The 17,135-nt window shown below is 68.3% G+C and carries 16 protein-coding genes; 8 read left to right on the top strand and 8 right to left on the bottom strand.

Annotation, left to right across the window (positions count from 1 at the left end):
- Positions 1-21: 21 nt before the first annotated feature.
- From C492_RS14160 to C492_RS14150, 3 genes are all read right to left on the bottom strand, one after another.
- Positions 22-1,404, bottom strand: a complete 1,383-nt coding sequence (locus C492_RS14160) for a GntP family permease (protein WP_008424711.1) — start codon at positions 1,402-1,404, stop codon at positions 22-24.
- A 113-nt stretch (positions 1,405-1,517) separates the two neighbouring features.
- Positions 1,518-2,282 (bottom strand): IclR family transcriptional regulator, encoded by a 765-nt coding sequence (locus tag C492_RS14155; RefSeq protein WP_008424710.1) that lies wholly within the window; start codon positions 2,280-2,282, stop codon positions 1,518-1,520.
- A 566-nt stretch (positions 2,283-2,848) separates the two neighbouring features.
- On the bottom strand, positions 2,849-5,104 hold the full coding sequence (locus tag C492_RS14150; protein ID WP_008424709.1) for an NADP-dependent malic enzyme: 2,256 nt from the start codon (positions 5,102-5,104) through the stop codon (positions 2,849-2,851).
- 928 nt (positions 5,105-6,032) lie between these two features.
- Here C492_RS14150 and nasA point away from each other — a divergent pair.
- Together nasA and lrp are read left to right on the top strand one after the other, a co-directional pair.
- Positions 6,033-8,144 (top strand): assimilatory nitrate reductase NasA, encoded by a 2,112-nt coding sequence (gene nasA / locus C492_RS14145; RefSeq protein WP_008424708.1) that lies wholly within the window; start codon positions 6,033-6,035, stop codon positions 8,142-8,144.
- Between the two features lie 109 nt (positions 8,145-8,253).
- A complete protein-coding gene (gene lrp, locus C492_RS14140) occupies positions 8,254-8,715 on the top strand; it encodes an HTH-type transcriptional regulator Lrp (protein WP_008424707.1) in 462 nt (153 codons plus the stop codon).
- 23 nt (positions 8,716-8,738) lie between these two features.
- Here lrp and C492_RS14135 read toward each other — a convergent pair whose 3' ends face one another.
- Together C492_RS14135 and C492_RS14130 are read right to left on the bottom strand one after the other, a co-directional pair.
- Positions 8,739-10,058, bottom strand: coding sequence for an MFS transporter (locus C492_RS14135; RefSeq protein WP_008424706.1), 1,320 nt, complete (start codon positions 10,056-10,058; stop codon positions 8,739-8,741).
- Positions 10,059-10,384: 326 nt separating this feature from the next.
- Positions 10,385-11,176, bottom strand: coding sequence for a hypothetical protein (locus C492_RS14130; protein WP_008424705.1), 792 nt, complete (start codon positions 11,174-11,176; stop codon positions 10,385-10,387).
- A gap of 128 nt (positions 11,177-11,304) precedes the next feature.
- Between C492_RS14130 and C492_RS14125 the strand changes: the two genes are divergently transcribed.
- The 5 genes from C492_RS14125 to C492_RS14110 all read left to right on the top strand — a co-directional run bounded on the left by C492_RS14125 (position 11,305) and on the right by C492_RS14110 (position 13,904).
- Positions 11,305-11,700, top strand: coding sequence for a hypothetical protein (locus C492_RS14125; RefSeq protein WP_152424917.1), 396 nt, complete (start codon positions 11,305-11,307; stop codon positions 11,698-11,700).
- Between the two features lie 206 nt (positions 11,701-11,906).
- Positions 11,907-12,065, top strand: coding sequence for a DUF7563 family protein (locus C492_RS24690; protein ID WP_008424703.1), 159 nt, complete (start codon positions 11,907-11,909; stop codon positions 12,063-12,065).
- A gap of 79 nt (positions 12,066-12,144) precedes the next feature.
- On the top strand, positions 12,145-13,032 hold the full coding sequence (locus C492_RS14120) for a DMT family transporter (RefSeq protein WP_008424702.1): 888 nt from the start codon (positions 12,145-12,147) through the stop codon (positions 13,030-13,032).
- 87 nt (positions 13,033-13,119) lie between these two features.
- Positions 13,120-13,461, top strand: a complete 342-nt coding sequence (locus tag C492_RS14115) for a CBS domain-containing protein (RefSeq protein ID WP_008424701.1) — start codon at positions 13,120-13,122, stop codon at positions 13,459-13,461.
- 38 nt (positions 13,462-13,499) lie between these two features.
- Positions 13,500-13,904, top strand: coding sequence for a hypothetical protein (locus tag C492_RS14110; protein WP_008424700.1), 405 nt, complete (start codon positions 13,500-13,502; stop codon positions 13,902-13,904).
- A gap of 418 nt (positions 13,905-14,322) precedes the next feature.
- Here the strand turns inward: C492_RS14110 and C492_RS14105 are convergent, their stop codons facing one another.
- The gene (locus tag C492_RS14105; RefSeq protein WP_008424698.1) at positions 14,323-14,808 is read right to left on the bottom strand and encodes a hypothetical protein; all 486 of its coding nucleotides are present in this window, start codon (positions 14,806-14,808) and stop codon (positions 14,323-14,325) included.
- 162 nt (positions 14,809-14,970) lie between these two features.
- On the opposite strand from C492_RS14105, the gene C492_RS14100 reads away from it, so the two are divergent.
- A complete protein-coding gene (locus C492_RS14100) occupies positions 14,971-16,590 on the top strand; it encodes a hypothetical protein (RefSeq protein ID WP_008424697.1) in 1,620 nt (539 codons plus the stop codon).
- Positions 16,591-16,596: 6 nt separating this feature from the next.
- On the opposite strand, the gene C492_RS14095 is transcribed toward C492_RS14100, so the two are convergent.
- A complete protein-coding gene (locus tag C492_RS14095) occupies positions 16,597-16,977 on the bottom strand; it encodes a hypothetical protein (protein WP_008424695.1) in 381 nt (126 codons plus the stop codon).
- On the bottom strand, positions 16,974-17,135 hold a 162-nt coding region (locus C492_RS23790; protein ID WP_008424692.1), incomplete at its 5' end, for a thiolase C-terminal domain-containing protein. The genes C492_RS14095 and C492_RS23790, both read right to left, overlap by 4 nt.

The following is a 17,135-nucleotide window of genomic DNA, read 5'->3' as shown; positions in this document are numbered from 1 at the left end:
GAAACGGTGTTCGGCGTTCGCTCACGCCAACGGCACGAGCAGTTGCAGAACGAACACCAAGATCAGGCCGCTGGTCGACATCACGGTACAGACCGCCGAGTACGTCTTGAACGTCTCCATCTGGGTGATGCCGGCGACCTCGCTGACGACCCAGAATCCGCTGTCGTTGTACCACGGGGCGATCATGCCGCCGAAGCCGATCGCCATCATCAGGTAGACGGCGTTGGCGTTAAAGTCGCCCGCCAGCGGGGCCATGATCCCCGCGCCGGTGAGGATGGCCACCGTTCCGGACCCCTGGGCGACGCGGATGACCGCGGCGATCGCCCAGCCGGTAAACAGCAATCCGAGGCCGAACTCCTCCAGGCCGCCCGCGATCCACTCGCCGACGCCCGCGGTGGCCAGCATCGCCCCGAAGGTCCCGCCGGCGGCGGTGATGGCGATAATGTTGCCGCCGCTTTTGATCGCCTCGGTGAGTTCGTTGTTGAACAGCTCGCGGTTGCCCCGCATCTCCATCCGGTAGTAGGTGTACGCCGCGAGGATCGCCGCGACGGTGAGCGCGAAGTTCGGATCGCCGAGAAAGGAGGCGGCCGCGACGATCGGGCCGTCCGCCGCGATGACGCCCTGGTCCGCGAGCACGTTCGCAGTCGTGTTTCCGGCGATCAGCACGACCGGCGCCGCGATCGGCAACGAGGATTCGAGCAGCCCCGGCAACTCCGAGGTCGGACGGTCGGTACGCTCCTGGAGGTCTTCCGGATCGGATCCCATCGCCTCTCGCAGGGGGAACTCCTCGCGGCTATTCAAGAATCGGCCGTAAACGATCCCGCCGAGCATGGAGGTCGGTAACGCGACGGCCGCACCCACGAGCATCGCGAGCCCGAGGTCGACGTCGAGTTCGGCGGACATCGCCAGCGGCCCCGGCGTCGGCGGCACCAGCATGTGCGTCGCGAGCGCGCCCGCGGCCAGCACCGAGATGTACAGCGAGAACTTCACGCCCGTTCGGGCCTTCATCGATCGCCCGAGCGGGGCGAGCAGGTAGAACACGTTGTCGAAGAACACCGGGATGGACAGCACGTAACTGCTGCCCATCAGCGCGTACTCCGAGCGTTTTTCGCCCGTCAAGGAGAGGAAGGCGCGGACGACCCGGTCCGCGGCCCCGCTGTCCATCAGACACTTTCCGATGATCGCGGCCATCAGGATGGGAATGCCGATACTGACCATCACGCCACCGAACTCCTCTGCCGTCTGTGCGGGGACCTCCCCGGTCGCCAACTCCGGCGTGGCCAATCCGATCGCCATCGCGGCGATGATCAGCCCGACGAACGCCGGCAGTTTTAGCCACACCAGTAACGCCACCACGACGACGAGACCAACCGCGAACGGCACGATCGGGCTTTCCAGTACCATCGTGCTAGTCAGTAACAACTATCTATAATAAAGATTGTGTATGGCGTGAGTGTCACTACCAGCGATTATCGGCGGCGGACGAGGATCGACGAGAGCAGTCGAGCGCGAAACGGCTACCCGAGGCCCAGACTCCGCAACTGCAGCCGCACCTCGTTGGCGGTCCCGACGGTCAGTTCGGGCAGCGTCTCCTCGAAGTACTCCCCCTGGAGCCGGTTCTTCGGGCCGGCGACCGCGATCGCGCCGTACAGCCGGTCCTCGAGGACGACCGGGCTGGCGACGGCGCGCCAGCCGTCGATGTTCTCGCCGTCGTTGAGCGCGTACCCCCGCTCCGCAATTCGCTCGCGGGCCTCCTCGAGCTCGTCGCGGGTCGTGATCGTTCGCGCCGTCTGGCGCTCGAGCCCGCGCTCGGCGACGATATCGTCGACGCGGTCGTCCGGCAGCGCCGCCAGAATCGCCTTCCCGCCCGCGATGGTGTGGAGGGCGCTTCGCGTTCCGATCGAGGCGTAGGGCTGGAGCGCGTCGCTGCCGATCCCCCTCCCGGCGTAGACCCCCCGACCACCCTCCTCGACGATGTACCAGACGATCTCACCCGTCTCGGCGGCGAGCTCCTCGAGCGCTGGCTCGACGCGATCCGCGTAGGCGACGTTTTTCCTCGCGTAGGTTCCGTGTTCGAGAAACGCGAGGCTGAGATCGTACTCCCCGCCGTCGTTCGTCAAATAGCCCAGTCGAGCCAGCGTGGTTACGTAGTCGTGAACCGTACTCTTCGGCACGTCCAACGCTTCGGCGAGTTCGCTCACGCTCGCCCCGTCCCGATCGCGGATCGAGTCGAGTATTTCGAACGCCCGCGCGACAGTCGTTAGCGGTACGTCGGCTGTCATCGGACCATGCTGGCGCGCTCGAGCCAATAAGCGTACCGTCTTCGTGGATTCGATCGAGCCGTCCCTGCCGGACCGTTCACGCGCTCGCGGCTCACCGTCGGACGCGGCTGCTGTATCGCTGCCGAAAGAACGGGCCGACCACACTATGGTATCCGAAATAATCGGACAGCCTGACTCATCGCTCGGCGACGTCGCGGGAGAAGTTCCCTTACCGCTCTCGAGACAGCCGAGAACTCGCCGAAGGACCGATAGTCGAACTGTGAAGGGATTTACATTCATATATTCGTAAATTCGAACCTGTGTCCTGCGGCGAGTGGACGCGCGTATGCGGGGGAACCGAGCGGCTGGGGTACCCGGGCGGAGGGATCTCCGACCGGCCAATTTGCGAAGTGGCTCGGACGGATCCGTCGGACGGCCGACTCGTCGGCGTCCTCGCCGTCGCTCAACTCACGTCCGGTAATTCCGGACGCGAGTGACGAGGGGAAATCTCGCACAGCACGAGCGTTTCACCCCAACGGCGCGGAACGAGACGAGCGACGGTGAACGTCTCGACTCCGTCCCGACACCTACTCCGCTTCCTGCGCGTCGACCGTCGCGACCGCCGCCAGGTTCACGATGTCCCTGACGTCGTCCTCCCGCTGGAGGACGTGGACGGGACGATCCATTCCCGCCAGCATCGGACCGACCGCCTCGGCGCCGCCCAGCCGCTGGAGCAGCTTGTAGGCGATGTTGCCCGCCTCGAGGTTCGGCAGGACCAGCACGTTCGCGGGCTCCTCGAGCTCGGAGAACTCGTAGGTTCCCTCGAGGAGGTCCTCGACGACGGCGGTGTCGGCCTGCATCTCGCCGTCGACGGGGAAGTCGGTCGCCGGATCGTCGCGCAGCTGCCGGGCCGCCCGCCGGGGCTTTCGGGTCCCCTCGTTGTCGACGCTGCCGAAGTCGGAGTACGACAGCAGGGCCGCGCGCGGCTCGACGTCGAACCGCCGGGCGATGGCGGCGGCGTGACGGGTCACCTCCGCGAGCGTCTCGGCGTCGGGATCCTGGTTGACCGTCGCGTCCGCGAGGAAGACGACGCGGTTCTTGAAGGTGAGCATGTAGACGCCCGCGGCGTGTGCGACGTCGTCGGCGGTGCCGATCACCTGCAGGGGTGGGCGCAGCGCCGACGGGTAGTGGTTGGTCAGCCCCGTCAGCATCCCGTCGACGGCACCCTGCTGGACCATCACCGAGGCGAAGTAGTTGCTGTCCCGGACGAGGTCGGCGGCCTCCCGTCGGGTGACGCCCTTGCGCCGTCGTTGCTCGTAGAGCGCCTCGGCGTACTCGTCGGTCGCTCCCTCCGCGGGGTCGACGACCTCGGGGTCGAACGCGAGGCCGAGGTTCGCCGCGGTGCGGTCGATCTCGGCCTCGTCGCCGATCAACACCGGCTCGGCGAGGCCCCGCTCCTCCAGCTGGTAGGCCGCGCGGATGATCTTCTCGTTGTGCCCCTCCGCGAGCGCGATCCGCCTGGGGTCGCTTTTCGCCTTGTTCCGGACGATCCGCGTCATCTCGCGGGACTTGCCCAGTCGGGCCTCGAGCTCCTCGACGTAGGGCTCACGCTCGAGGGCGACGCGGGCGGCCCCCGATTCCATCGCGGCCTCGGCGACCGCAGGTGCGAGTTCGAACAGCACGCGGGGATCCATCGGCTTCGGCAGGATGTACTCGGGGCCGAACTGCAGCGGTTGATCGCCGTAGGCCTCCCGAACGCTGTCGGGGACGTCCTCGCGGGCCAGCGCCGCCAGCGCCTCGGCGGCGGCGACTTTCATCGGCTCGTTGATCTCGGTCGCCCGGACGTCCAGCGCCCCGCGGAAGATGAAGGGGAAACCCAGCACGTTGTTGACCTGGTTGGGGTAGTCCGATCGGCCGGTAGCCATGATGACCGTGTCGTCGCGGGCAGACTTCGCCGTCTCGTAGTCGATCTCGGGATCGGGGTTGGCCATCGCGAAGATGATGGGGTCGTCGGCCATGGACCGCACCATCTCCTGAGAGACGATCCCCCCCGCGGAGAGCCCGACGAAGACGTCGGCGCCCGCCATCGCCTCGGCGACCCCGCCCGCGGGCACGTCGCGGGCGAACTCCCGGCTGTGGGGATCGAGGTCGCCCGACTCCGCCCGCTCGGTCGTGAGGATCCCGTCGATGTCGGCCATCGTGATGTTGTCCCGTCGAACGCCGAGCGAGACGTAAAACCGGGCGGTCGCGACGGCGGCCGCCCCGGCGCCGGCGAACGCCACCTCGAGCTTCTCGAGGTCCTTGCCGGCGATCTCGGCAGCGTTCAACAGTGCGGCACCGGTGATGATCGCCGTGCCGTGCTGGTCGTCGTGAAAGACCGGAATATCCATCCGCTCGCGGAGGCGCCGCTCGATGGTGAAACACTCCGGCGCCGTGATGTCCTCGAGATTGATCCCGCCGAAGGTCGGCCCCATGCCGGCGACGGACTCGACGAACGCGTCGGTGTCGTCGTGCTCGAGTTCGAGGTCGAAGACGTCGATGTCGGCGAACCGTTTGAACAGGACGCCCTTCCCTTCCATCACGGGTTTCGAGGCCTCCGGGCCGATATCGCCCAGCCCCAGCACGGCGGAGCCGTTCGAGACGACGCCGACGAGGTTTCCGCGGGCGGTGTAGCGGTAGGAGTCGTCGGGATCCTCGTCGATCGCGCGACACGGCCCGGCGACGCCGGGCGAGTACGCGAGACTCAGCTCTCGCTGGGTGTTCGTCGGCTTCGTCGTCTCGACGGCGATCTTGCCGGGCGGGTCGTCCTCGTGGTAGTCCAGGGAATCGCCTTCCAGCGACATGGACGGACGTTTTCCGTAGATCGACAAAAGCGTACGGATTACTCCGAATACGGCCTGTAATTGAAACGAATCCGGCGCTCGAGTACCACTCTCGAACGATTTTGACGAGAACGGGTTCACGTTTCGTCGACGCCCGCCGCGAGGCGGCGGTCCTCGAAGGTCGCGACGATATCGCTGCCGTGCTATCCGAATTCGGCACCGGGGTATCGACCTGTCGGCGGGTTACGGGGCGGTAGTATCGACAGATATAGTTTATTTCTGATAATTATGGGAATGAGACGGTCTTCAGATACTTTCGACTCGGGACGGTTTCGAACGGCGGCGCGACGAAACGCGACCGACATCGCGAACTCCGTCGGCCTCCGCTCCCGGCTGTCAACCCGTCGGCCGCCGCGTTCGCGGACGCTACCCCAGGCGGGCGAATCCGGCGTCGCCGCGGCGGTGCGATCCCGGATCCGCACCGAAGGCGCCTCGCCCCGCGAGGGTCTCGAGCGACCGACGAACACGCGATCCGACGACGGGTCCGATCGCGACCCGCCCACTTCCTCCGGCAGAATACCCAAAGTACGAGATATTCTCTAGTACTGATTGAATTCGGTTCCGGTGCGTTCGTCAGTCCGAACCGGCATCGCGGATCCGAGCCGGATCCCGCACCCGCACGAGGGCGAACGTCGGGTCCGAGGCCCCATCGTCGGCTCCGAACCGCACTCGATTCGAGTTCTTCCCTTATATTCTCCGTATCCGATCAAATACTGGCGACGGACACGGGTTTTGAAGAAAAAACTAACGAATAGTAAACGATTACCGTTTAGTACCTCCGTTCGTTTGCTATTAACATGATATCGAGCACAGAACAGTCACTATCTATCGATAGTGAATTCATACGTAGATATCTTACCTGCAGATTCGAACACGGGGTGGGGACGCGGTGACCGATCTCGTTCCGACGACGTGCATGCGGTGTGCGGTCGGCTGCGGCCACGTCCAACAGGCCGTCGACCGGGGGTACGGCCTCGAGAGCGTGCGCGGCGACGCCGCCCACCCCGTTTCGAACGGGCTCGCCTGCCAGCGCGGGATCAGCGAGAGCGCCGATCCCGACGGCGAGTGGCTGACCCGTCCGCTCGTTCGCCGGGACGGCGAGCTGGTGGCGACGACCCGGGAGACCGCCCTCGAGCGGGCCGCGGAAGGACTCGGAACCGCACTCGAGGGCGGACGGGATCGCGTCGCGGTGCTCGGGAGCGGCCAGCAGACCAACGAGGCCGCCTACGCGCTGGGCAAGTTCGCCCGCGGCGGGATCGGCACGCGGTACTACGACGCCAACACGACGCTGTGTATGGCGTCGGCGGTGACCGCCTACTACGACGCGTTCGGCAGCGACGCGCCGCCGCCGACCTACGACGACGTTCCCGAGGCAGAGACCCACCTCGTCTGGGGGGCGAACCCGGCCGCGGCCCACCCCGTGCTGTTCCGGTGGATCAACCGATCGGCCGACGCCGAGGACTCGGAGCTGCTCGTCGTCGACCCGATCGAGAGCGAGACCGCCGAGGTCGCGGATCACCGCGTCCCGCTCGAACCCGGCGGCGACCTCGCGCTGGCCCGCGCGGTCCTGGCCCGAATCGTCGAAACCGACCGGGTCGACGAGGCGTTCGTTGCTAAGGCGACGACGGGATTCGACGAGCTTCGCGAGGAGCTGCCGGACCCCGCTCGAGCGGCCGAGCGCGCGGGCGTCTCGATGGCCGACGTCGACCGACTCGCCGCGGCCCTCGAAAACCGCACGCTCGTCTACTGGGGAATGGGAATCAACCAGAGCGTCAACGGCACCGACGCCGCGGGCGCGCTGATCGACCTGTGTCTGGCGACGGGCAACCTCCGACCGGGCTCGGGCCCGTTCTCGCTGACCGGGCAGGCGAACTCGATGGGGACTCGGGTCTGTTCCTCGAAGGGGACCTGGCCCGGCCAGCGACCGTTCGACGACCCCGGAGCCCGCGAGCTCGTCGCGGAGACCTGGGACGTTCCGGCCTCGCGGCTGCCGGACGACCCGGGACCGGGTCCGGTCGGGATCGTCGACGCGGTCGGCGACGAGGTCGAGGCCGTCTACGCCGTCGCGACGAACCCCGTCGCGGGGATGCCCGACGCGACGAGCGTCCGCGAGGCCCTCGAGGACGCCTTCCTCGTCGTACAGGACGCCTTCCGCAGCGAAACCGTCGAGTTCGCCGACGTCGTTTTGCCCGCGGCGACCTGGGGGGAGTCCGAGGGGACGACGACCAACATGGAACGCACCGTCTCGCGGGTTCGGGCCGCCACCGAGACGCCCTCAGGGGTCGGATCCGATCTCGAGTTGATCGCCGCGGTAGCCGATCGGCTCGCACCGGGACTGTTCGACGGGTCCCCGGCGCCCGAACCCGTCTTCGCGGAGCTCGCCGCGCTGACCGAGGGGACCCCCGCCGACCTCTCGGGGATCTCCTACGACCGCCTCGAGGCCGAGCTGGCGGTGCGGTGGCCCGCGCCGGAACCCGACGCCGCGGGCGGCTACCGGTACCACGAGGGGACGGGGACAGGGACGGCGGACGGCGAAACGGAGACGTGGTCGTTCCCGACCCCGTCGGGCCGCGCCCGCTTTTCGGACGCGCGGGCGGCACCGCTGCCCGAGCGGACCGACGACGACTACCCGCTCACGCTGACGACCGCGCGCCGCCCCGACGCCTACAACACCGGCGTGCGCGCCCGCGATGACGGTCCGCCGACCGCGCGGGTCAGTCCCGCGACGGCCGTCGCCGTTGCCGACACCCTCGAGGGCGGTCCCGACGGACGGTACGGGTGCGTCGTCTCCCGGCGGGCGTCGGTCACCGTTCGCGTCGAGGCCGACGAGTCGATCCCCGACGGCGTCGTCTGGCTGCCGATCCACCACCCCGCGGTCAACGACCTGACGGTCGCCGCGGTCGATCCGCGCTCGAGGGAGCCCCACTTCAAACAGTGCGCGGTTCGGGTCGCACCGCCGCACGATCGGGACGTCAAGGCGATCGCGGGAGCGAGCGCCTGACGGGCGTGCACGGCGGGAGTACGCGACTCAGAGCGTTCGCTTCCGTCGAGGACAGGATGAAAGTTGACATTCGTAAGTTCATAGTAGCAGAAGCGAGACGCTCCACGTAGTGACGTACGAACACCTAGACAAAGACCTGGTAAACGCACTGCTCGAAAACGGACGGGCCAGTCTTCGGAGCCTCGCCGAGGAGCTCGACGTCTCCGTCACGACCGTCTCGAACCACCTCTCCGACCTCGAGGAGGAAGGCGTCATCCGAGGGTACACGCCGATCGTCGACTACGACGCGGCCGGCTACGACGTGACCGCCGTGATGCAGCTCAAGGTCGAGGGCGACGCCCTCGCCGAGATCACCGAGTCCCTGCGAGAGCACCGACAGATGATGTCCGTCTACGAGGTCACGGGCGACTACGACGTCATCGCGATCGGGAAGTTCAGGGACACCGACGACATGAACGACCAGATCAAGGCGCTGGTTACAGATCCCGACATCAACCAGTCCAACACCAGCATCGTCCTCAACGCCGTCGCCGAGAACGAACAGTTCGAGCTCGAGACCGACGAGAGCTAACTCGGCGGCGGGTTCGACGGTCGTCAGTCGTCGCTCGAGACGACCGACTCGCCCGCGGGTCGTCCGTCGACGAGCCAGCCGTCCTCGGTCGCGCCCTCGGCGACGGCGGGCTGGAACGCCCACGCCGCCAGCGCGAGGATCGGAAGCATCGTGGCGGCGACGACGGCGTACCCGAGGTGGAGCGAGGGGAGAAACGGCGCGGCGAACACGAGCGGGTAGACGGTGCCCCCGATCGTGCCGATCCCGCCGACGACGCCGGCGACGCTGCCGGAGTTGTTCGGGAACATCGCGGGTACCTGCGCGAAGATCGCGCCCTCGGAGAACGCGCAGCCGACCCCGACGAGAAAGCCCGCGGCGACCGCGAGGGAGACGCTCCCCGTCAATCCGGCGGCGGTCATTCCGACCAATGCGACGACGACGAACCCGAGCGTCGCGAAGGTCCACTGCTCGCGGTACCGCCCTTCGAACCACGGCAGGACGTCCCGCTCCCGGCGCGCCGCGACGTCGCTGACGTAGCCGCCGATCGGCCGGAGCAGTCCGGCCGCGATCGAGAACGTCGCGGCGAACGTCGCCGCGACGACGACGTCGCCCTGGTCGAACCCCTCGCGGTAGTAGGTTCCGAGCCAGCCGTTCATCGCGACCTCGAGACCGAAGGTCATCACGTACGCCGCCGCGAGGACGACCGCGCCGTGGCGCGTGCCGACGTAGAGGAACTGCTTGAAGCTCGCGTTCTCCCTGGTCGCTCGCCGCTTGGCCTCGCTTTTGGCGGCGTCGCCGAGGGCGTAGTAGGCGACCCCGAGAACGACCGCGAGGACGCCGGTGTAGAAGAAAGCGGCGCGCCAGTTCGTCGCGAACAGCGGTCCCGCGTACCCCTCGCCGAAGATCCGAGGAAGGGTGAAGTACGCGCCCAGACCCGCGCCGGCGTTTCCGACCCCGGCGAAGACGCCCTCCGCCAGACCGAGGTTCTCCTCCTCGAACCACTCGGCGACGTGCTGGATCCCGATGACGAACGTGATCCCGGCCAGCGAGGCGATCACCCGCGAGGCGGTAAAGACCTCGTAGGTCGTCGCGAACGCGCTGACGATCGAGAACGCGCCGACGACGAGAAGCGTTGCGCTGGCGGTAACGGGCGCGCCGTACCTGTCGGTCAGCGGGCCGATCAGAATCCGTCCGGCCGGGACGGCGATCACGGCCGCGCTCGAGACGAGCCCCAGCTGGGCGACCGAGAGGCCGAACTCGTCGGCGATCCCGCCGGTAAACGGCGCGAAGGAGAACCAGATGACGAACCCCAGGTTGAACATCGCCGTCGCCAGCAGGAGGTTCTTCCACTTGCCGTCGATCACGGCTTCTCACCCCCAGCTCCGACGAACGGCCGTCCGGATACATTGTTAGTAATCGTACGATCTAGCTTCGGGATCGGTCCAGAGGTAACGATTCGGCTCACTTTCCTACACGATCTGGACGTGCGACCTCGCATAAGCCTACTTATTAGCCAGACCAAACAATCTTATCGCCCTCGGTAACCAGTAATCAGTATGTACTTCGATAAAGATTGGACGGGCGGTGGAGATCCGAATCTCTTATTTCAATACCGGAACCCGATTCGAGCGGATCGAACGGTCGGATCGCGTCGGCTGCCGACCCGTTCCCTTCCGTCGCCGATTGCGGGTCACTCCCCGTCGCTCGCGTCCGTTCCCCACTTATCGTCGGGGTCGACGGGCTCGACCGCGCGTGCCAGCTCCTCGTCGACGTACTCCCGGTCCTCGAGGCGCATGCTCTGGAGGCGCCACTGGCGGCTCAGCTCCGGTTCGCCCTCGGGGCCGACGCGGGCGCCGTGGGTCCTGAAAAAGCGCCCGTTCCGCCCGAGGGCCTTCCCCTCGTAGGTGTGCTGGTCGAACGCGACGTCGTAGCGCCCGCCGGGCTCGAGCTCGTCGGCGGGGTGGTCGTACCGCGGCTCGCGTCCCTCCTCGCGGGCGAGTGCACGCTCCGCCGAGAGTTCGCCGAAGTAGTCGTCGGCGTGGGAAGCCTCCCGGCTCGAGGGCGCCCGGGCGGCCGCCAGCGCAGCGTGGACCGCACAGAGCCGTCCCTTCCAGGAGGTTTCGGACCACCGCTCGCGGGCCAGCTCCTCGTAGCGGTCGATCACGAGCGCGACCTCGTGGCCGGCCCGGAGGTCCTCGACGACGTAGAGGTTGATCCGATCCCAGAAGTTCCAGGCGAATCCCGACCGCACCAGCTCCCAGGCGGCCCACGCCGCGACCTCCTCGTCGGACCGACGCACCGCCTTCTGGAGCAGGCTCGAGACGTCGTAGCGGTTCGCACCGCATTTCGTCTCGTTCTCGCCGCGCTCCTCGCCGAAGTCGTTTTCCGCCGGTCCCGAGTCCACGGCGCCGTCTTCCTCGTCGTCGCCGTCGGTTCGAAGCTCCCCTTGGGAGCCGAACGTGGCCTGTTTCCCGTCGTCCATACGCCAACCTCGTGGCGGTCGGTGGAAATAGCTACCCCCTCGAGCGGCGCCGCGGCGGTCGGCTCTCCGGGCGCCGAACCGATTCGGCGAGTCGGCCGCCGCGGCGCCCGCGTTCCGCGAGGTCGGCGATGGATACATTCATTGCGTATGTAACCGTCCTCTTCCGTAGCATGAAAACGACGACGCGGTTCGGCGCGATCGGGCTCGCGGTGGCGCTGGCAGTCACCCTCCTCTCGGCGGGGGCGGTCGCAGCCGGCGGGGCCGACGGCGTCCACCAGGTCGGCAGCATCGACGCCTCCATCGAGGACGAACACGTAACTATCGACGGCCTCGAGCTCTCGGCCGACGGGCTCCCCACCTACGAGATCGACGAGCGAACGTACGAGATCGACTCGGCCGGGATCCAGACCGACGGCGTCACCGTCGACGTCAACGACCGCACCTACGAGATCAGTTCGATCGATCTCACCGTCGAGAACGTCTCGGTGACGGTCTCGGACGTCTCGATCGACGGCGGACGGTAAGCGGCAATCGACGCCACAGGTCTCTTCTTTCGGCCCTCGACGTCGTTCGATTCCTCGCGCACGTCTCGGCGAACGAGATCGCTCTCGGAGTAGGACCGCGTTACTCGGCCGAGGCCTCGGCCCCGCGGGTCACGTCGAGCGACCGCCGCGGGCGGCGATAGAGTTAAGCCAGATACTGTCATGTGATAACATGTGACGTGATCCCGATGCGAACCTGCCACAACTGCGACGCGCCGATCTCGGCGAACTTCGTCCGCGTCTTCGGGGATAACGACGGCACCCTCGAGGGCTGTATCCACTGCCTGAGTTCGTCCGAGCTCACCGGGACCGACGCGGGTCGCGACGCCCCGTCCCTACAGTACTGATCGTCGGACTCGACGTTTCGCGTCCGGACCGTGCGAGTCGATAGCAATTTCTATGGCGCTCTCTCGAGACGGGTCAGACATGAACACCGTCTCCGGGCGGCTCGCGCCGACCCGCGATCGGATCGGAATCGCGCTGGTCCTGGCGTCGGGGGTCGGGTTCGGAACCCTCGGTATCTTCGGACTCTACGCTCAGCGGGCCGCGCTCTCGATCCCGACGGTGCTCGCGTTTCGGTTTCTGCTCGCGGCGCTCGCCGTCTGGATGCTGCTGGCGGTTCGCGGTCGGCTGACGGTGCTTCGCGGACGGACGCTGGCGATCGCGCTCGGGCTGGGGGCGTTCGGCTACGCGACCCAGAGCGGACTGTACTTCCTCGGCCTCGAGTACATGACCGCGGGGCTGGTCGCGATCGTCCTCTACACCTATCCGGCGTTCGTCGTCGTCATCGCGGTGGCCGGACTCGACGAACGCGCGACGCCCGCGATGGGCGTCGCGCTGTGTCTGGCACTCGGCGGCGTCGCGCTCGTGACGGGCGCCGACCCCGCCGGCGCCTCGCCGATCGGCATCGCCGTCGTGCTCGGGGCCGCGGTCGCCTACGCCGGCTACATCTCGGTCTCGCGGGCGCTGCTGGTCAGCGTGGATCCGCTGGTGCTCACGGCGCACATGTTGCCCGCCGCCGGCGGAGTCTTCGTCGCGATCGGAGCGGCCACGGGCGAGCTCTCGGTCCCGACGGCGCCGTCGGCCTGGCTGCTCCTGGCGTGTCTCGCCGTCCCCGCGACGGCGCTTCCGGTGATCGCGTTCTTCGCCGGCCTGCGGTACGTGGGCGCGAGTCGCGCGGGGATCGTCAGCACCGTCGAACCCCCGGTCACGGTCGGGCTCGGCGCCGCGCTGTTCGCCGAACCCGTCACGGCGGCGACGGTCGTCGGAGGCGCGCTGATTCTGCTCGGGGTGGTGGTCCTCGAGCGCGAGTAGCGCAAGATCGGCGTCGGTCACAACACCGATACCGCTCCGATGCGTACCGGTGGTATGGATAGCGATAGCACGCAGGTGCGGGACGTAATGTCGACGCCGCTGGAGACGGTCTCGAAGGACGCGACGCTGACCGAGGCGGCGACGGCGATGCGCGACAGCGAGATCAGCGCGCTGGTCGTCCGGACGGATCCGCCCTCGATCGTGACCAGCACCGACCTGGTCGAGGCCGCCGCGGAGGGCCACGATCCGACGGCAGTCGACGTCGACGCGGTGATGACCGAGTCCGTCGAGACCGTCCCGCCGGATCTCTACCTCGAGGAGATCGCCGCCATGATGACCAGCCTGGGCATCACGCACCTCCCGGTCGTCGACGGCGACGACTACGTCGGAATGGTTTCCGCGACCGACGTGACGGCCCAGCTCTCCTAAACGATAGCTATTGTTAGCTGGGGGTCGAAGCGACCACCATGACCGAACGGTTCTCCCTCGTCGGCGTCTACGTCAACCGACCGGTCGCCGACGCGCTCTCGGCGGCCGCCTACGAGTCGGCCGGTGTCGTCGACCTCGAGGACTACTTCGCGGAGACGGCGGAACCGGTGCCGGCGGGCGATCCCGGAGCCGAGGCCACCGACGAGATCGTCGCCGACGTACTCGCCGCGTTCCCCCAACTGTACGACGCGGCCGCGTTCGACGCGGTCGCCGGGCTCGAGCCCGACGCCTTCGAGCTCGTCCGACTCGCCGCGGCACCCGATCGAGCCGCGGGGCTCCGCGAGCGGTTTCGCGCGGCGGCGACCGTCCGCGGGACGGATCTACGGACGGTACAGACGGCGATGCTGGCGGCCGCGCTCGAGGTCGATCCCGCCCCCTCGTAACTCGATCGCAACACCGCAGGACTCGGAACGGCCGAGCGGCTATCGGGTACAGTACGGGAAAGGAACGATACCGGAATCGCGCGGGGAGCACGCGACTCCGGCGGACGACAGGGGTGTGCGAGACGCGGGAGCGTCGTCGCGGTAGGGTGGTGGGTGCGGGTGAACGACAGTACCGAAGTCGTTCGGCTGGCAGGGTAGCCGTCGGTGGGTGGGTGGGTAGGTGGTGGGTGGTGGATGGGTGATGTGGAGCGGCGTCCTGCCGATTACGGGTAGGAGCGGGATCGTAAAAACACTCATTCCAAACTGTGTTGGTAAACTGCGGCGACGGCGCGAATCGACGCGAGCGCGGCGGCGGATGGACGCCCGCTCTTTCGCGGCGTCCGGGCGCTCGAGACGGGGTCGGATCGGCGCGCTCGGCTCAACACGCGCTCGCGTTCGTCGTCTCGTATCCGTACTCCGAGACCGCGATCTCGGTTCGGGCCGCCGCGCAGTCGGCAGACCGCGTCACCGTCGTCTCGCTCCGCCCCGCGTCCGTCTCGACGGCCACGTCGTAGGTGCCCGCCTCCCGCAGCGTGACCTCGAGGGCGTCTCCGGCCGGGAGCGTCTCGGCTCGCTCGATCACCGACTCGCCGTCGCAGCTGATCGAAACGTCGACCGTCCGCTGCTGGGAGCCGGCGTTGCGGACGACCACGTCGACCGCGCCCGCCGTATCGTCGCTCGCGCCCGAATCGGGCGACTCCTCGCCGCGCCCGTCGGCCTCGCTCGTGCCGGACCCGTCGGCCACGTCGGGTTCGTCGCCGCTTCGCTCCTCGGAACCGGTCGCGTCCGAGAACGCGCCGAGACAGCCGGCCAGCGCCGCGGTTCCGACCCCGGTCGCCAGCCCGATGAGAGTGCGTCTGTTCATACCGGCGGCACACGGCCTCCCCTAAAACGTTCTTTTCACGGGATCCGGACTGTCAGCTCGTCGAACGTCGGTATCGGTTGCCTAACCGAACGCCGCCGATCCGACCGCGGACGCGGAAAGTCGGAATGGTTAACTTACCGCCCGAAGCCACTCGAGACGGCAATGGGGCGTCACCACCGACGGCTCGGGAAGGCGGCGGTGATCGTCCTCACGACGGCGGTCGCGGTCCGGCTGGCGCCGCTGCTCTGGACGCCGTACCCGTTCAACCCCGACGGGTTCGTCTTCGCCGCCCGGGCTCGAGACGCGCTGGCGTCGGGCGCGCTTTCGCTCGAGGCGATCGGTCCCCACGGCTACGCGTTCCCGACGCTTTTGACCGCGGTCGCGGCGATCGCGGGCGTCGCCCCGCTGTGGCTCGCCCAGCCGACGATCGCCGCCGTCGGAGCCGTCCCGGCCGCGCTGGCGGTGGGGTTCGTCGGCCGGCTCGCCGACCGCCGCGCGGGCGGCGTTGCGATCGCGGCGGCGCTGGCGGCCGGACTCACCCTCGCGCTCGAGGGCGTCTACCTCCGCCGGACCGTAACCGTCAGCTACGAGGTGCTGGGACTGTTGTTCGTTCCCCTCGTCGCGATCGGAACCGCCCGGTTCTGTCGGCGCGGCCGGCTCCGGTGGGGGGTCGCGCTCGGAGCGCTGCTGGTCGTCTTGCCGATTACGCACCACCTGAGCGCGTTCGTGGCGGCGCTGACCGCGACGGCCGTCGTCGCGGTCGTCGTCGGCCGGCGCTACCGGCCGGCGCGGGAACTGGGGTTCGGCCTCCTGTTTCTGGTCCCGTTCTGGCTGTACGTGCTCGGCTACTACGGCCTCACCCGACCGCCGTTCAGCGAGAGCCTGGCGGCGAACCTCGGACTGTTCGTCGCCTGGGTCGTCGTCGCGGCCGTCGGCGCGGCGTGGCTGGCCGACGCCCGCGATCGGTCGGTGCGATTGCTCGCCGGAGCGGTCCTGCTGTCGGGGTTCGCGATCCTCGGCGCGAACGCGGCGGTCGATCTCTTCCCCGGTACCGCGACGACACCGAACCGACTGCTCGCCCACGTCGCGCCGCTTTCGGTCCTCGCCGCGCTGGCGAGCTGGGGACTGCCCCTCGCGATCGGCCGCGTCGGCGACCGCGCCGTCGTTCTGGGGCTGTTCGTCGCACCGATCGCGTGGGTCGGGTTCGCCGTCACCGCCGGAGTCGATCCCGTCTACGCGCTGTTCGCTCGCCGGGGGCAGACGTTCGTCCACCTCGCAGTCGTCGTCTGTGCGGGCCTCGGGATCGTCGCGCTCGCGCGCGCTGCCTCACCCTCTCGGCGGCGGGTCCTCGCCGTCTGGCTGCCGATCCTGCTGTGTTGCTGCGCGCTGGCGTCGCTGCCGCTCGCGTTCGCCGGTCTCGAGGCGCTGGCCTATCAGGGAACGACGACGAGCGAGGAGTTCGCCGCGACGGAGTTTGCGGCGTCGGCTCTCGGCGACGCGTGGACGAGCGACGATCACCTCACCCGCATCGCGAACAACTACCGCGACGCCGGGGTCTCGCCGCGGGCGACCGACGAGTGGCTCCGCGGCGGCGAGTTTCGGTGTCCGACCGCGGCACAAGAGTCCTGGCGCACTGTCGGCGCCCAGCGGTACCCCGCTGACCCGATCGCCGTCGACGAATCGCTCCTCGTCGCGGCTCGAGCGGACGGGCACGCGATCTACGCGTCGGGCGGATCCGACCCGATAACGATCGTCGCCCCGACGGGCGCTCGAGCCTGCTAACGGCCTTCAGACCGGTTCGAACCGGTAGCCGTCCCAGTCCTGGCTGGCGGGTTCCCTGATGCCCGCGCCGGGTTCGCGCAGCTCTTCCGTGTAAACGGGCTCGACTTCGTCGCCGGTCTCGACGTCGCCGTCCGCCAGCTGGACGAGCGCCCGAACCGACGTCTCGTCGCCGTCCTCGAGGGCGTCGCGGAGGTCGAACTCGACGATCGCGAGGTGGTTGGGTTCGCGGACCCCCGGTGGCGTCGCGGTGCTGGTCGTCCAGGTCACGACCTCGGCGGTGTATTCGCTCAGATCGATCGTGCCGACCGGCTCCGCACCGTTTCGACTACGGGGATGGCCGGGGTAGCTGATCGTGCCGTCGTCGTATCGGGTCGCTTCCATCGTCATCGTGCTGCCTCCATGATCGTGGTGATAACGCAGTTGCCGAAGCCGCCGACGTTACAACAGAGGCCGACCTCCGCGTCGACCTGGCGGTCGCCGGCCTCGCCGACCAGTTGTTCGTAGATCTCGACGCCCTGGGCGACGCCGCTGGCGCCCAGCGGGTG

This window comes from Natronococcus jeotgali DSM 18795, from assembly GCF_000337695.1.
GTDB classification, from domain to species: domain Archaea; phylum Halobacteriota; class Halobacteria; order Halobacteriales; family Natrialbaceae; genus Natronococcus; species Natronococcus jeotgali.
Note: the sequence above shows the minus strand (reverse complement) of the source record. Positions and strands in the feature narration are given on the sequence as shown.

Excerpts from the sequence above, each read along its gene's own strand:
- C492_RS14160 (WP_008424711.1), bottom strand. The coding sequence starts at position 1,404 with ATGGTACTGGAAAGCCCGATCGTGCCGTTCGCGGTTGGTCTCGTCGTC.
- C492_RS14155 (WP_008424710.1), bottom strand. The coding sequence starts at position 2,282 with ATGACAGCCGACGTACCGCTAACGACTGTCGCGCGGGCGTTCGAAATA.
- C492_RS14150 (WP_008424709.1), bottom strand. The coding sequence starts at position 5,104 with ATGTCGCTGGAAGGCGATTCCCTGGACTACCACGAGGACGACCCGCCC.
- C492_RS14130 (WP_008424705.1), bottom strand. The coding sequence starts at position 11,176 with ATGGACGACGGGAAACAGGCCACGTTCGGCTCCCAAGGGGAGCTTCGA.
- C492_RS14125 (WP_152424917.1), top strand. The coding sequence starts at position 11,305 with ATGGATACATTCATTGCGTATGTAACCGTCCTCTTCCGTAGCATGAAA.
- C492_RS24690 (WP_008424703.1), top strand. The coding sequence starts at position 11,907 with ATGCGAACCTGCCACAACTGCGACGCGCCGATCTCGGCGAACTTCGTC.
- C492_RS14120 (WP_008424702.1), top strand. The coding sequence starts at position 12,145 with ATGAACACCGTCTCCGGGCGGCTCGCGCCGACCCGCGATCGGATCGGA.
- C492_RS14115 (WP_008424701.1), top strand. The coding sequence starts at position 13,120 with ATGTCGACGCCGCTGGAGACGGTCTCGAAGGACGCGACGCTGACCGAG.
- C492_RS14110 (WP_008424700.1), top strand. The coding sequence starts at position 13,500 with ATGACCGAACGGTTCTCCCTCGTCGGCGTCTACGTCAACCGACCGGTC.
- C492_RS14105 (WP_008424698.1), bottom strand. The coding sequence starts at position 14,808 with ATGAACAGACGCACTCTCATCGGGCTGGCGACCGGGGTCGGAACCGCG.
- C492_RS14100 (WP_008424697.1), top strand. The coding sequence starts at position 14,971 with ATGGGGCGTCACCACCGACGGCTCGGGAAGGCGGCGGTGATCGTCCTC.
- C492_RS14095 (WP_008424695.1), bottom strand. The coding sequence starts at position 16,977 with ATGACGATGGAAGCGACCCGATACGACGACGGCACGATCAGCTACCCC.